The sequence below is a fragment of the Pararcticibacter amylolyticus genome (assembly GCF_003130405.1).
Lineage (GTDB): Bacteria > Bacteroidota > Bacteroidia > Sphingobacteriales > Sphingobacteriaceae > Arcticibacter > Arcticibacter amylolyticus.
In genome coordinates this window covers 148539-163310 of record NZ_QEAS01000002.1, presented here as the reverse complement: position 1 = coordinate 163310, position 14772 = coordinate 148539, and the positions used below count along the sequence as shown (strand labels likewise).

Annotated in this window: 11 protein-coding genes; 3 read left to right on the top strand and 8 right to left on the bottom strand. The window is 45.4% G+C overall.

The window, feature by feature from the left end:
- Positions 1-50: 50 nt before the first annotated feature.
- The 5 genes from DDR33_RS03115 to DDR33_RS03095 are packed head-to-tail and all read right to left on the bottom strand — an operon-like array spanning position 51 to position 6576.
- Complete coding sequence (locus tag DDR33_RS03115; protein WP_109414305.1) at positions 51-2345, bottom strand: GAF domain-containing protein; 2295 nt, start codon at positions 2343-2345, stop codon at positions 51-53.
- 60 nt (positions 2346-2405) lie between these two features.
- Positions 2406-3155, bottom strand: coding sequence for a 6-phosphogluconolactonase (gene pgl, locus DDR33_RS03110; protein WP_109414304.1), 750 nt, complete (start codon positions 3153-3155; stop codon positions 2406-2408).
- 6 nt (positions 3156-3161) lie between these two features.
- On the bottom strand, positions 3162-4673 hold the full coding sequence (zwf, locus tag DDR33_RS03105; RefSeq protein WP_109414303.1) for a glucose-6-phosphate dehydrogenase: 1512 nt from the start codon (positions 4671-4673) through the stop codon (positions 3162-3164).
- 5 nt (positions 4674-4678) lie between these two features.
- On the bottom strand, positions 4679-6085 hold the full coding sequence (gndA, locus tag DDR33_RS03100) for an NADP-dependent phosphogluconate dehydrogenase (protein WP_109414302.1): 1407 nt from the start codon (positions 6083-6085) through the stop codon (positions 4679-4681).
- Positions 6086-6120: 35 nt separating this feature from the next.
- Entirely contained in the window at positions 6121-6576 is a 456-nt protein-coding gene (locus DDR33_RS03095; RefSeq protein ID WP_109414301.1) for an RpiB/LacA/LacB family sugar-phosphate isomerase, read from the bottom strand.
- Positions 6577-6909: 333 nt separating this feature from the next.
- Here DDR33_RS03095 and DDR33_RS03090 point away from each other — a divergent pair, with 333 nt between their 5' ends.
- Entirely contained in the window at positions 6910-9513 is a 2604-nt protein-coding gene (locus DDR33_RS03090; RefSeq protein ID WP_238387646.1) for an outer membrane beta-barrel protein, read from the top strand.
- A 5-nt stretch (positions 9514-9518) separates the two neighbouring features.
- Here DDR33_RS03090 and DDR33_RS03085 read toward each other — a convergent pair whose 3' ends face one another.
- From DDR33_RS03085 to DDR33_RS03075, 3 genes are all read right to left on the bottom strand, one after another.
- Positions 9519-10835 (bottom strand): alpha/beta hydrolase family protein, encoded by a 1317-nt coding sequence (locus tag DDR33_RS03085; protein ID WP_146198691.1) that lies wholly within the window; start codon positions 10833-10835, stop codon positions 9519-9521.
- Between the two features lie 270 nt (positions 10836-11105).
- A complete protein-coding gene (locus DDR33_RS03080) occupies positions 11106-11489 on the bottom strand; it encodes a VOC family protein (RefSeq protein ID WP_109414298.1) in 384 nt (127 codons plus the stop codon).
- Between the two features lie 38 nt (positions 11490-11527).
- The gene (locus DDR33_RS03075; RefSeq protein ID WP_109414297.1) at positions 11528-12439 is read right to left on the bottom strand and encodes an NAD(P)-dependent oxidoreductase; all 912 of its coding nucleotides are present in this window, start codon (positions 12437-12439) and stop codon (positions 11528-11530) included.
- Positions 12440-12634: 195 nt separating this feature from the next.
- Between DDR33_RS03075 and DDR33_RS03070 the strand changes: the two genes are divergently transcribed.
- Both DDR33_RS03070 and DDR33_RS03065 read left to right on the top strand, forming a co-directional pair.
- Positions 12635-13219: an RNA polymerase sigma factor gene (locus tag DDR33_RS03070; RefSeq protein ID WP_238387645.1), complete on the top strand. Its 585-nt coding sequence runs from the start codon at positions 12635-12637 to the stop codon at positions 13217-13219.
- Positions 13220-13282: 63 nt separating this feature from the next.
- Complete coding sequence (locus DDR33_RS03065; protein ID WP_109414296.1) at positions 13283-14473, top strand: FecR family protein; 1191 nt, start codon at positions 13283-13285, stop codon at positions 14471-14473.
- The last annotated feature ends 299 nt before the right edge of the window (positions 14474-14772 follow it).

The following is a 14772-nucleotide window of genomic DNA, read 5'->3' as shown; positions in this document are numbered from 1 at the left end:
TTATATTGATAAAAATCAGAAGCAAATCAGATATTTCAAAATAGATAATATTAATACCTGATTTTTATCCTTAACGCTTTCAGTCCGGCCACTCCCTGTAAATCTTCCACCTCCAGGGTTTCAATTCCGGGTTCAAAGAAACCCTGCTTAGACAGCTCTTCCACATATCCTATATACTCAGCCTCCTCCTGAAGACCGGAATATACAATTGTGAGCTTTCCGGGCCGGGTAATCCGTTCATGGGTATTTTTAACATAAGCCTTGTCAATCCTTTTCTTTACTATCTCAAATCTTGCATTATAACTCCCATCCACGTCAAAACGTTTTTCATCCATCCGGAAACGGATAGAAATAGGTGAATTGTAAACAAGAATAAGAGAAGTGATATCCATAGGGCATGGAAGAGAAGGTTTCAACTGATAATGGGCTTGTGCCATAATACACAGTGTCCTGACCTGCCAGAACCGCAAGTTATGGAGCCTGGAGATGGTGAAGGGCACATCAGGCGCAATGGACGAGCCTATATATAAATTATGTTCCACTCCGTCTGTTTTAAACCTTTCGAAATAATGAGGAAATTGTGACTGGGCCTCCGTTTGCGCAGCATCTATGATCGTGCTCATCCTGTCGTTGATAGCCGATACTGACTCCTCGTACTGCCTTCTGAACTGGTGAAAACGCCCCTCTTTCTTCCTGGTTTGTTCGAAGTACTCCCCGATCAGCACCTGCTGCCCGGGCTCGTCTATCAGCTTTAGTTTGTTGTGAATGTGCTTTTCGAGATAGTCATTGATTTCCTGCTCGGCAGAAGCATGGAGCGATTGTGATACTTCCCTCAGAAAAGAATCCAGCTGTTCCTTCTCCTCTGCCGTAAAAAGCGCACTTGAGCCAGCGTCTACGGCAGCCATCAGCCCCAGTACCGACTCAATCTGCAGCTGTAAATCTCTCTGAAGATTAATGTTCCTGGTATAGGAGGATCCTTTTATATCAACCTGACCATAAAGGGGATAAACATCTTTAAATACAATCTCTCTTAAGGTTGTTTCTTTCCCAAGCCGCTGGTCATAAATAAATTTCTGCGCTTCTGCCTTGAACTTCCAGTATACACTTGGATGGATAGTCGTATACTTTTCCTGGATCAGTATCTGGACCTGGTTCTGCAAGTCGCTGATCAGCCTCTTGATGTTGTCTGTAATATAGGGCATGACAACATCAAGCTTGTGCGCATTAATGCTGTTAAGCTCATTTTTTTTTCGTGAAGTAACCTCAAGCACTCCTAGTGTTACGCCTTCCCTGATTACCGGAGCAAGGATAAAGCTTTGAATGCCGGTTGTTAAAAGCTGGCGGACAAGATGATTTTCAGGTTCCTTTGTTAAGAGCTCTTCCGTATCCGAAACCGCGAAATACTTGCCCTTTTTAAATATGCTGGCATACGAATGACAGCATAGTGCGTCTTCTGCTACCATGGGCGCTGTGCCCTGCATGATAAAACTGCGCATCGGCTGTCCGAAAACTGCGATGCTGAAATTCCTGTTGTCGGGGTTGTAAAGAGTAAAACCGGCTTTTATATCCGGATCATTAAACACCGATTGAAATACCGACTCCACCCCTTCTTCAAACCCATCAGATCCGGATTTTAAAAGCCTTTCCTTCAGGATCGAGACAGCATTTTCAATGGTGACGTCTATCAGTGACATGATGGCAAAACCTCTCAGTTCCCAACTGTTCTCAGGGAATTTCTCTTTCCATAGATCCAGGTTATCGTAGTTATCAATGAGGAGCTCAATGTCCTCCCTGCTGATATCCACCGACCTTTCTGTAGGAAATATATCCAGAAAATCAGCATTATAAAGGACCTTATAGTGTCTTACAACCCCATTTGCAGTCGGGATATCATAGAATAAGGGTTTCTGAAAATTCAGTCGGGTCTGGTAGTATTCATTCAGGATCAGGCAGCAGCTTAACACATAAGACTGATGATCGTCAAGATCCCGGATGCCGAAGTCAAACACCGAACCGCTCGCATTCAATATACTTAAAAAGCGTTGCGAATGATTGAAGACAAGTCCGGAATAAGGGATTGTAATGGCCTTAATTTCATTCCGTGTTAGTGCCGGAGGAAAATAAGGCGCCATAAGACGCCTGATCAGGTCAGCATTCTTCTGAATGTGGAGAGTGTTCGAAATGCCGTCTCTCAGCTCCGGTGCTGATGCTATCTCTTCAAGCAATCCTGCTTTGTCCCCGTGGTAATACCCGCTTTCACCTGCTGTTTCTTCAAGCTCTTTTATGACAGATTCAAATGATAATTTAACCCTGAAAGGGCTCTCCGGGAAGAAAAGCAGATTCATATATCTTTGTAATAATTCGCAAACATAGTCATGATCACCTGATATTTGCAGTCCGCATGCTTAAATACCATTTGTTTTGATATAATCAGGAGATAATGCAGCTGCAGCCTTATCATCAATGGCCCAGATAAGTTCTCCCTTTTCCGGTTGAAGCAATTGTGCCGGATATGTAATGGTATCCCTTTTACCTTCCAGTACATGAGCAAGCGCATCCGACTTATTCTCTCCGAATGTGATGACCATAATTCTATCGGCCAGGTTAATAAGCGGTGCCGTTAACGTAATTCTGTACATCTGCTGCGGGTTAAGGTAATAGGCTTTTACCCACGTATGCTGTTCCCTTGTCACCTGTGTTCCGGGAAACAGGGACGCGGTATGTCCGTCTTCTCCCATCCCTAATAATATCAGATCGAATGTACCACCGCTCTTATCGAAATGAGACCTCAACAGTTTCTCATAAACAGCGGCATACTCTCCGGGTGGCAACTGGTCGCTCCACATCGGGTAAACATGATCTTTATTTACCGGAACATGATCCAGCAATGCGGCATAAGCCATGCCGGCATTGCTTCTCTTATCATCAAGCGGTACCCAGCGCTCGTCTCCCCAAAAGATATAAGTTTTACTCCAGTCAATGCTGCCGGAATATTGAGGCGATGCGAGCAGGGTATACAGCTGTAAGGGCGAGTTTCCACCTGTAAGGGCAACGTTAAACGTACCTTTTTCTGCTATTGCTTTTCGTGCTGCTGCTGTAAAATAATCCGCAGCAAAAGCACTTAAATCTTTACTGTCCGTGAATATTTTAATCATATTTTGCTATTGATAGATCCCGTCCGCATTCACTGCCCAAACATGTCCTTCCCTGGCAATCAGGGCTTCTGCACTTTCAGGTCCCCAGCCGCCGGCAACATAATTCGGAAAATCAAGGGAATCGCGTGATTCCCAGGTTTCCAGGATTGGCGTAATCACATCCCATGCCTCTTCCACCTGGTCGGCTCTCATAAAGAGGGTGGCATCGCCGCGCATGGCATCGAGCAAAAGAGTTTCATAAGCTTCGGGACTTTGGGTAGAGCATTTATCATAGTTGAATACCATCTCCGCGGGATTCAGCTCCATTTCAAGTCCAGGTCTTTTCGTGGTAAAGCGAAGCCTGATGTCCATCTGAGGCTGGATATTAATCGTAAGCCGGTTGGCAGCAAGCCTGTCTGACTGGCTGTCCGGGAATGTAGAATGAGGCACCGGCCGGAACTGGATGGTGATAGAAGAGGTCTTCTGCTGCATTCTTTTTCCCGTACGCAGGTAGAACGGAACATCCTGCCAGCGCCAGTTATTCAGATAGAATTTGACGGCTGCAAATGTTTCAGTATTGGAGTTGGCATTTACGCCATGTTCCTCTCTGTATCCGGGTACCTTGTTTCCCTGTATCCAGCCTCTTCCATACTGCCCTCTTACAGCATAATGATGTACTTCATCCGGTTTCATCCGGCGGATAGCACGGAGAACATCGACCTTCCTGTTCCGGATCTCTTCTGCTTCGAAAGACACAGGCGGTTCCATCGCGATCATACACATGATCTGGAGTAAATGATTCTGGATCATATCTCTCAGCGCTCCCGACCCCTCATAATAACCGCCTCTTTCCTCTACTCCAACCTGTTCAGCAACAGTGATCTGAACGTAGTCAATATAATTCCTGTTCCACAGCGGCTCGAACAGGGCGTTGGCAAACCTGAAAGCCAGGATATTCTGAACGGTCTCCTTTCCCAGATAATGATCTATCCGGTAGATCTGTTCTTCCAGGAAAAGGTTTGTCAGTAACTTATTAAGCGCAATTGCCGTTTCTTTATTATGACCGAATGGTTTCTCTATAATGATGTGGTCAGACTGCGGGATAGAGGCTATCCCCGACTGGCTGATGTTTACGGCTACAGGCTCGATAAACTGAGGCGCAACCGAGAGATAAAACAATCTGTTGGCACGCACCTGCCATTGCTTATCCAAAGAATCGAGTGTCTCTCCCAGGCTCCTGTAAGAACCGGGATCATTTATATCCGATTGCAGGTAAGTAACAGAAGAAATGAAGCTCTTCCATTTTTCAGGGTCCGGAGTCCCGCTGCGTGAAAACTGGCTGATGCCGTCTGATAAACGGTTACAGTATTCCTCTGCACTTAAAGGAGTTCTTCCTAATCCGATAATGGAGAAATGCTCCGGCATCCATCCATCCAGGTATAAGTTAAAAAATGCAGGGATAAGCTTACGTTTTGCAAGGTCGCCGGTGCCGCCGAATATGACGATTATTACGGGGGCGGAATTTTTATTTGTCTTCATTCTTTTTAATCCCAGATTGTATGAAAAATGCCTTCGCGATCAGTACGTTGATACTGATGTGCCCCGAAATAATCTCGCTGAGCCTGAATCAGGTTTGTCGGCAGATCTTTACTCCGGTAACCGTCATAATAAGCCAGGGAAGCCATGAATGCCGGAGCTGGAACACCAAGATCAACGGCCAGTTTGACAACTGCTCTTGAATCCGGATGAATCTGGTTCAGCAATCCGCTGAGTTCCCGGTCAAGCATCAGGTTTGGAAGAACGGGCTGATCCGAAAAAGCGCGCATGAATGTTTCGAGACTGGCGGACCTGATAATGCACCCTCCCCGCCATATCGCCGCAACCGTTTTGAGGTCCAGCCCATAGCTGTAAGCACTGGAAGCAGTTTTCAGCTGCGCAAATCCCTGAGCATAGATGGTAATAACCGAAAAATAATACGCATTTTTCAATTGAGTCTGTATGCCGGCAGGTACGTCTGCACCACCTTCCTGTGGCCCGTTCAGCATAGCAGATGCTTCAATACGCTCGTTTTTATAGGCCGACAGGTCTCTCATCATTACCGCAGAATCTATTACCGGCACCGGCACCTGCAGGTCCATGGCATTTTGAGAGGTCCATTTTCCTGTTCCTTTTTGCCTGGCCTGGTCAGAGATCAGGTCAACGAGTAACGTCCCCGTGTCAGGATCTTTCTTTTTAAGAATTTCGGCAGTGATCTCCAGCAAAAAGGACGAAAGCTCGCTGTTATTCCACTCCTCAAAAGTTTTCTGAATATCCGTTTCGCTCCACCTAAATCCGCGTTTCATCAGGTCATAGACTTCCGAGATCAGTTGCATGATGGCATACTCAATTCCGTTATGCACCATTTTTACATAGTTTCCTGCCGACCCGCTGCCTAAATAGGCGACACAGGGGTCTCCGTTCACCTTAGCTGCTACTGCCTCAAAGACCGGCCTCAGGCGTTCGTATGCCTGCTTGTCTCCGCCCGGCATCATACTGGGCCCCAGACGTGCGCCTTTTTCACCGCCCGATATTCCCATACCGAAAAAGTGTATCCCTTTGGCGGCAAGTTCAGTCACCCGTCTGTCCGTATCAGTAAAGTAAGAGTTGCCGCCGTCTATCAGGATGTCACCTTCATTTAGGAAAGGCAGCAAGCTGTTAATTGCCGAATCCACGGCTTTTCCGGCCGGAACGAGGAACATGATGGCTCTCGGAGTTTTTAATACTTCAACGAATTCCGCAGCGGAGGTTGTTCCTTTTACAACAGCTTCGTCTTTCTTTTCAGTTTCAAGTGCTTTAACTTTTTCCGCATCCAGATCCAGTCCGGCAGCGGCAAAGTGATGATCAGCAATATTCAGCAACAGGTTTCTGCCCATTACTCCCAGGCCAACCACACCAAAATCGTACTGTTTCATATTTATATAGATTGTTTAAACCGTATTCCGGGAATTTATAATCCTTTGTTATTTTCCAGTGCTATTACCTTCTGAAGGCGCCGTTCAAAGCGTTCCTCGCCAGCATACCGGGCGCTAAGAAAGGCCAGTGCAATCTCCAGTGAGAGAGCGGGACCGATCACCCTTGCCCCTATGCACAAAAGATTCATAGCATCGTGCTCTACTCCCTGGTGGGCAGAGTAACTTTCTGTAATAAGTGCTGCTCTTACGCCCGCCACCTTATTGGCAGCTATCGAAACCCCAACCCCGCTTCCGCATACCGCTATTCCCCTTTCCACCTCTCCTGCGGCAATAGCTGTTGCTAAAGGAAGTACCTTGTCAGGGTAATCATCTTCAGCGTCATAGAAATGGGCGCCGTAGTCACTCACCTCAAATCCGGCCGACCGCAATTGAATAAGCAACTGGTTCTTTTGTTCAAAGCCTGCATGATCAGCAGCAATTCCTATTTTCATAGTATCTTAGTTTAGTCAGAGCGCACCGGCAAATCCTTTTGCCGGCCATTTTATAAATTTAACTCCTGGTTTCTGAATACGATGCCATTTGTGATATTTTGACGTTAAAATTATTCATTACCACGTTTCAAAAGTAGAGTCTGGTGCCGGGAAAAGTATTGATGTAGATTAAGAAATATTGTTTATACCTTTGACACAAAATTAAATCCTTGTCTAAGGGCACACATCTTTTTTATCTGTTACACCGGTATGATCTTTCGTTCGTATTTCTTTTTGCTCTCTGCTTTTTTCCTCACCTGCATATCCGCAGCTGCTCAGAATAAAGCCAGTATCATGGGAAATGTGCGCGATTCACTTACAAGAAAGGCTCTTGAGTTTGCGACTGTTTCCGTTATCCGGGCATCCGATTCAACACTGGTATCGTACACCTTGTCTGATGAAGATGGGAATTATACCCTCCGGAACATGCCCCTTCAGCAGTCCCTTCGCCTGGTAATATCCTATGTGAGCTATCATCCTTTCAGAAAGACACTGCTTCTCCGGCAAGGAGGCGAGATTAAACTGGACACTGCTTTTTTAGCAGGCACAACATTAAAAGAAGCGGTTGTTACTGCCACCTACCAGCCCGTGGCAGTAAGGAAAGACACTGTTGAATTTAATGCGCTGGCATTTAAGACCCGGCCCAGTGCTCTTATAGAGGAACTTCTGAAGAAAATTCCCGGAGTGGATATTGATAATGCTGGTACGATAACAGTAAATGGAAAGAAAGTTTCGAGGATACTGATAGACGGAAAAGAGTTCTTTGGCAACGATCCCACAATGGCAACCCGCAATCTGGAAGCAAGCCTGCTGTCGAAGATCCAGGTATACGACGACAGGAAGAACGATCCTGATCACCGAATAGAAGAATCGAAAGTGTCTAAGGTTCTGGACCTTCGTTTGAAAAAAGCGATCCGCAGAAGCGTATTTGGAAGGCTTTCCGCAAGTGCCGGAAGCCGTGAAAGAGTGGAAACAGGCGGTATGGTAAATCTTTTTACCGATACCATTCAATTTAGTGCAATCGCCTCTCACTCTAATCTGGGGAACCCAGGGGCCTCTTTATTCTCCTCTTCCGGGCCGGGCGACATGGTGATGCAGGGAGGAGGACAGCCGAGCAGGAACAGGGTATCCAGCACGGGTGTAAATTTTAACTACAGTCCTAAAAAGAAGCTGATGCTGAATGGAGTGTACCGCCTCAGCTCCAGCAGTTCCGAAACGAACAACCGGTCGCTCACTTCCCAGGTACTGAATGATACAACTCTTCTATCCTTAGTTTCCGGTACCGGTAAACAGAAGAATCTTCAGCACATGCTGAACGGTGGTCTCGACTGGCAGCCGGATACCTTAACGACCTTATACTGGTCGGCTTCTGCGAATTTTGGCAGTAACCGCTCTGATAACCTCAGCAGCAACACGACTTCCAATAATTTTAATCCCCTGATCAGTGAAAGTCAGAATAACGGAACCTCGAAAGGCGATCAGAACTCCTTTTCCCATACCCTCAATTTTCACAGACGAATGAGAAAAAAAGGAGCCTCGTACGGTGTCACCCAGCAAATCAGCATAAGTCCGAATAATAGCAGGAGCTATAATACCAACAGCCTTCTATCCTACAGCTCTCAGGTATCATCAGATACCTTAAGAAGGCTGAATGACAATTCCAGCAAATCTATAAACGGCAACCTCGGCCTGAGTTTCCGTTATCCTTTATGGAAGAAACTGGTTGCCGGTGTTGCCGCGGATGCCAGTTATAACAAGAGCAGCCAGAAGTCATCCATATTTAATTTTGATCCCCAAAGCGGTACTTATTCTGAATTCATCCCCGACCAGAGCAGTGATATTGACCGTATCCAATGGGAACAAAATGTCAGACCTGAGCTGGTTTATAGTTTTAATGAAAAGGCCTCACTGACGCTGGGGCTTACCACGCAATGGTCGTGTATTGACAACCACTTCGCCGACAGGAGCCAGGATTTGAATCAGGAATACTTCAACTTCCTGCCATCTTTCCGTCTTTCCCTTGAGCGGTACTCTTTCAGCTACGATGCCAGTGTCAGCCAGCCAAACGTGAATGATCTACGGCCGGTAACAATCGAACTAACACCTCAGAGTTCTTTCACCGGAAATCCAAACCTGAAGCCGTCAAGATCTCACAGTTTCACGGCCTCCCTGTTTTCCTATAATACGGAAAAGCAGCAGTACATAAACGTCTTTGTGAATGCGTCTATTCAGCAGAACGTTATCTTTCAAAGAAAAACCGTATCGGGCACTGGGTCAGAATCAACAATGCCGGAAAACCGGAACGGCCAGTACGGACTTAGTACCTCGGCTGAACTCTCCAGGCAGTTCAAAAAATCGGGAGAATTTCAGTTTACCACTGCAACCAGTGCCGGTCTGATGTACAACAAGAACTTTTTTGTGGTAAACCTTGACGAGGGGTATCTCAATAGTTATTCTCTGAACCTCAGCCAGCGCTTTTCAATGAGCTGGAAAGATAAAATGGAATTCAGCCCATCCTACACAGCCCGTCCGGTGTTCAACAGCTACCAGGACGTAGCTTACAGCAATATAAAGTATGTGTATCATAACGCTGATGCAAGACTGAGCATCAGAGTTCCGGCAAAAATGACCTGGGAAGTATTTTACTCTTATTCTTATAATCCCCTGGCTGGTGAAGGCTTTCAGAAAAGTGTGCATTTTGTAAATGCAGCTGTCGGAACACGGATGTTTAAGAAGGACATGGCCGAAATCCGGCTGTCGTGTTACGACCTGCTCAACCAGAATGTCGGTTCTATGCGTCGTGTATATGGTAACACAACCACCGATATCCAGACCGAGATCCTCAAAAGATATTTTCTTGTTACCTGCATTTTCAAGTTTAACAAAACAGCCGGATAAGGGAATTAATAAAGATATTTCTTATAGAAACTGTACATATCGGTAAGTACCTCTTTTGTTTGAGGAACAGAGTGACCATGTCCGTAGTCAGTTAGCGACGAATTGTGAATACCAAGCGAATTCAGCTTCTCCCTGAAGTGAGCAAGCTGGTCCTGGTAATATCGCTCGTCATCTGTGTTGTAGAAAAAGAGAACCGGAGCTGTGGCTGAGGACTTGACCAGGTAAGCGGCTCCCATTGATTCCCATCGCTCATAATTGTTTTCTAAAGGCCCCCAAACCCAGGGGCAGCGTGTCTCCAGATTTGTATCGCCATCCCCTTTAGTATTATAGATTTGCGTATAATCGAAAACGCCGGGGCCAAGTGCGGCTGCCTGAACATGGTCTTCAACTCCAATATTAAATCCTGCATTCTCAAAGTCCGGAACTTTCCGGTCGCCGATAGCCAGAGAGCCTGCCGTTGATCCCCGGGAGAAACCATAGATGCCTATTTTTCCTGATAAACCCAATTCCCGCCCCGACTTTCGCAAAGTACGGATGGCAGATTTAACCTTGCGTGCTGCATCCGGGTTGGTCTGATAGGATTTATAGGCGTCATTCTGCCCGTTAAGAGGCTTGCCTTTTCCCCATGGGCAGTATTTCGGATGATCTGCTATTGCCCAGGCAATGCCATTTGCTGGTGCTCCTTCCAGGAAAGAATCGTTGAATCCGCTTAATGTATTTCCGAGATTTAACCTCTGATCACGGTTGGCAGCAGTAAGTTGCTTTTTTTCAGGATCGTATGTGGCATAGCTATTGGAATAGGAAAAAGAAAGGATCACAGGAACCCGAACAGCAGTATTCGCCGGATAAATAATATCCATGTGCAGCATATCCCCTTCCTTATATTCAGACGGGGTGTTATAAACACTTGGATCATCCTTAAAATAAGGAACATTCCGCTTTATGCGGTATCCTTCAAATAACACGTACGACTGGTACTTCGAACAATCCTTATATCCGCAGAAGGATCCGGCTGCTATTGAGTCGTTGATAGCGATGATGTCCATATTAATGCCCGGGCTGACCGCTTCTTTGCTTCCGGCATAATCCAGTTCAATTACACGGTATCCCTGTGACAGCAGCCATTTTACATCCTTTGCATTACTGTTTCTTCCGGCTTTCTTTAAGTTCAGATTTTCCAGATAAACAACAGTTGGATAATTTCCGTAGAAATCTTTTACGGGTGAACTACCATCTCTGGCTGTAAACCGTATGAAACTATCCGTTGTTTTGCTGTTCCATTTTCCCCGGGATGTCCCCGCAGCTGCATCCGTCAAAATCATAAAGATTAGGGTCATTAAAGGAAAAAAAAGACGGCTGAAGGGAAGAAAAAAAGATGGTTTAATCATATCTGCACTCTATTAAATAATAGAAATTGGGTCAAAATAAAGAAAAATGATTCTATTTATTCGTAACCAGGGAAAACTTGTACCTGCCGAAGCGCTTGCCTGAGCTGTAAGGCTTATTACCGGTGTTCTGCCCTTATCCGGCTGAGGCTCACCTGCGACATCCCAGGTAAGAGGCGATATGGCCAAGTTGAACTTTGAAGTAATTCACATTTCTTCTGCAAAAGCCAGGATGTGTCCGTCGGCATCTGCGAAATAGCATACCCTGTGACCCCAGTTTCTTTCCCCGATATCACTTACCCGAACAGCAGAGAGCGCCTGTGCCCGTTCATAATAGGGCTGAATATCTTCCACAAGCAGGTAGATCTCACAACGGGGTATGCCGCTTCCGCTTGCCGGATCCGGGGTTTTTCCTCCGATAATCTTTGCGATTCCGCGCTCGGGCATTAGTCCCAATTTACATCCCGGTATGGGTTCAAATTCAGTCATACCCGGAACATTGAGCACCGGATCTTGTTGAAAGAGTTGGCGATAGAATTCTGTACTCCTTTCCTGGTCTGCTACATAAAGGATAAATTCAAAACACTTCATATTGTATATTCCTTTAGTTGTTTCAGCGTGTGTAGTCTTTAAATGTGGCTCCCTCTGAAAAAAACTTCTATGTTTTCCAGGACTTTCACAGACAATCGCTCCTTTGCCTCAACTGTAAATCCGGAGGTAAAAGGATATACAATGACGTTCTCAGTCTCCTGCAATTCTTTAATATAATTACCGGCGCCTTCCATATCAAAGATGGCGAATGACGACGGATCTCTTTTCAACCATTTTTCTAATGCGTCTTTCTCAAAGGTCAGTCCAAGGGATGTATTAATAAAAACAGAATTCTGTTTCTTCTGTGCAAAGATCTGTTCTGTCAGCAACACTGTATGCTTGGGTAAATGAGTGGTGATGACATCGCAGTGCGCGGCCAGTTCTTCAAGTGGCATGTACGAAATATTCTCCTTTTCGATCTGTGGCTTGCGTGTCCGGCTAAAATAGGCCACCTCCATTCCAAAATGAAGTGCAGTACGGGCGACCATCAGGCCAAGTGTCCCCATGCCGACGATACCGATTGACTTTCCTTTCAATTCCTGAGTTTGGGGCCGCCATTTATATTTCGAATATCCCTTAAACAAGCTGATTAACTGGGAAAATACAAACTCCAGTGTGCCTTCGTCACCATAATCCCTTACACCTTTAACTGTCACACCCGACTCTTCTGCAGCCGAGATATCGACATTCGCGGCTTTCCGGTCATACAGGCTGCAGCACATTCCGATATACCTGAGCGAACCAGCCTTTTTAAGTATACTGCCAGTAAGGGCCGTGCGCCAGCTTACCAGCACACAATCGGCCGCTCCAATCCTTGCGCTGATCTCTTCTTCCGTAGCGGGCGTGTCTTCATAAACCTCCATGGGTTCTGCAGAATAAGCTCTTATTTTTTCCAGTTCCGGCAAGGTTAATCCACAGCTATCAACCACCACTATTTTGCGAAATTTCATCCGGCAAATATAGTCCTTACATCTACAAAATCATCCGCTTGAAGTTGACCCGATGTATAGCGTTTTCTTCTTCTTTGGAAATCTAAATATTGGTTTTTCTTTATTTAGACCCGTTTTTTTATAATAATATCAAGCAAATAACTCCTTATATCTGTCTTAAAATGCCTAAATTATCTATATTCGCTATAGATAAGCATGATGAAGCAGCAAAGGGTCGTTTCCGACGAAGAACTGATGTATTTTTTTAAACAGGGCAGTGAAATCGCCTTCGCGGAGATCTATGAGCGATATTGGGGCAAGCTGTTTCTGCATGCGCGTAAATTATTGAAGGATGATGAAGAAGCAAGGGATGTCATACAGGAAGTTTTTACCCAGTTCTGGCAACGGGCAGCCTCGGTTGATATCTCTGTTGCCCTGTCATCTTACCTCTATAAGATCGTGCGAAACCGGATTTTCGATCATATTAAGCATAAAAAAGTAGTGAACGACTACCTTAGCTCCCTTACTCAGTTTATGGAGGAAGGTGTGCTTCTTACTGATGTCGACCTTAGAGAGAAAGAGCTTAGTGCATTGATTGAAAGAGAGATACAAGCACTGCCTCCCAAAATGCGTCATATATTTGAGCTGAGCCGGAAGCAACATCTTTCTTATAAAGAGATTGCGGATAGTCTGGGTATATCCGAACATACAGTAAAAAGCCAGGTAAGCAATGCTCTGCGGATACTCAAGTCGCGCACAGGCGTTGCGGGTATTGTCTTTTTGTTTCTTAGCGGACTCTGATTTATTTTTTTTAATTTTAATCTAATACTAGCCGTGTACTTAATCGTCATAACATAAAACGGGATGAATACCCGTCAGAAAATGGACGAAAATAAATTCAGAGATACACTTGATAAATACATCCGGGATGAATGCTCCCCGGAAGATATACAGCTTATGGAAAGCTGGTATCTGAAGGAGACGGCGAAAGAAAGTATAGCTGCTGCCGATGATCCGGCATTGATGATGAACTACCGGAAATCAATATGGAACGAAATTAAGAACCAGACAGGGATTACCAGGAATCTCCCTTCCCGGGGAGTACGCAGGCTCGTACCCCGCCTGGCACTGGCTGCCAGCGTACTGCTGGTGCTTTCCGCTGGTTTATATTATTACAGCGGCAGCATCAGAAAAAAACAGTACGGTTCCGTTTATGAAAATGACTTGAGCCCTGGTAATAATAAAGCATATCTCACTCTTGCAGATGGAAGAAAATTACTGCTGGATACTGCTTCCAGGGGAGAAATCGCGAGAGAGTCCGGAATCCGGATCAGGAAAACAGCCACAGGCCAGCTGGTATACCAGCTGGATAAAAAGCAGGGGCACGCAAATGAAGGCGGATATAACACTATTGAAACTCCGGTGGGCGGACAATACATGGTGGAGCTTCCCGATGGAACTAAAGTCTGGTTGAATGCATCTTCATCCCTTCGATTCCCTGTAAATTTTGCTTCCGGCAAGCGGATAGTCGAATTGTCGGGGGAAGGGTATTTTGAAGTTGCCAGGAAAGTCCAGATACAGGGAACCGCCCGGCAGCCATTTGTCGTGCACACTTCAAAACAAGACATCGAAGTGCTGGGTACTCATTTTAATGTGAATGCTTACTCTGATGAACCCGATACAAAAACCACCCTGCTTGAAGGTCTTGTGAGGGTAAACCGTATTAACAGCGCTGAGTCTGTTCAGCTTAAGCCAGGTGAACAAGCCGTTCTCAGTGCAACAGTCATCCGGGTGGGCACAACAGATATAGAAGCAGAGACCGACTGGAAGAACGGGTACTTTATTCTTGCTCATGAAAGCCTGGAGGGGATTATGAGGAAGGTTGCACGCTGGTACGATGTGGATGTTGAATATTCAGGAAAACCGGTCAATACTACCTTCGGAGGTATTGTAGCCCGGTCAAATAATATCTCTGCGGTGCTCAACACTCTGGAGGCGACAGGTTCAGTAAAATTTATCTTAAAAGGACGTAAACTCACAGTGTTACAACAATAGCACTTCTAATAATTTAAAATCAATAGTTTATTAACGTATAATCAAAACAAAACATGAAGAGACTCTACCTGACAAACTGCTGACCCTTCATCTCACCTTAAACAAATCCGGAAGTGCGCTAACACTTCCGGAAAAATTTGTTTTGGGCCTGGAAAAGACAGATAAATATTCAATTCTCAACCTCAAACATGCAAATTTAATGAAATTTTACAATCTCATCAGGAAGTGCTTTGCTTTCTGTTGTCATCAACCATTGCAAACGGTCGAAAGCTCATTCAAAGTGCCGGGACCAGATTTAC

Bases quoted from the DNA above. Each gene is read 5' to 3' on its own strand.
- DDR33_RS03115 (WP_109414305.1), bottom strand. From the start codon at position 2,345: ATGAATCTGCTTTTCTTCCCGGAGAGCCCTTTCAGGGTTAAATTATCA.
- pgl (WP_109414304.1), bottom strand. From the start codon at position 3,155: ATGATTAAAATATTCACGGACAGTAAAGATTTAAGTGCTTTTGCTGCG.
- zwf (WP_109414303.1), bottom strand. From the start codon at position 4,673: ATGAAGACAAATAAAAATTCCGCCCCCGTAATAATCGTCATATTCGGC.
- gndA (WP_109414302.1), bottom strand. From the start codon at position 6,085: ATGAAACAGTACGATTTTGGTGTGGTTGGCCTGGGAGTAATGGGCAGA.
- DDR33_RS03095 (WP_109414301.1), bottom strand. From the start codon at position 6,576: ATGAAAATAGGAATTGCTGCTGATCATGCAGGCTTTGAACAAAAGAAC.
- DDR33_RS03090 (WP_238387646.1), top strand. From the start codon at position 6,910: ATGGGAAATGTGCGCGATTCACTTACAAGAAAGGCTCTTGAGTTTGCG.
- DDR33_RS03085 (WP_146198691.1), bottom strand. From the start codon at position 10,835: ATGATTTTGACGGATGCAGCTGCGGGGACATCCCGGGGAAAATGGAAC.
- DDR33_RS03080 (WP_109414298.1), bottom strand. From the start codon at position 11,489: ATGAAGTGTTTTGAATTTATCCTTTATGTAGCAGACCAGGAAAGGAGT.
- DDR33_RS03075 (WP_109414297.1), bottom strand. From the start codon at position 12,439: ATGAAATTTCGCAAAATAGTGGTGGTTGATAGCTGTGGATTAACCTTG.
- DDR33_RS03070 (WP_238387645.1), top strand. From the start codon at position 12,635: ATGATGAAGCAGCAAAGGGTCGTTTCCGACGAAGAACTGATGTATTTT.
- DDR33_RS03065 (WP_109414296.1), top strand. From the start codon at position 13,283: ATGAATACCCGTCAGAAAATGGACGAAAATAAATTCAGAGATACACTT.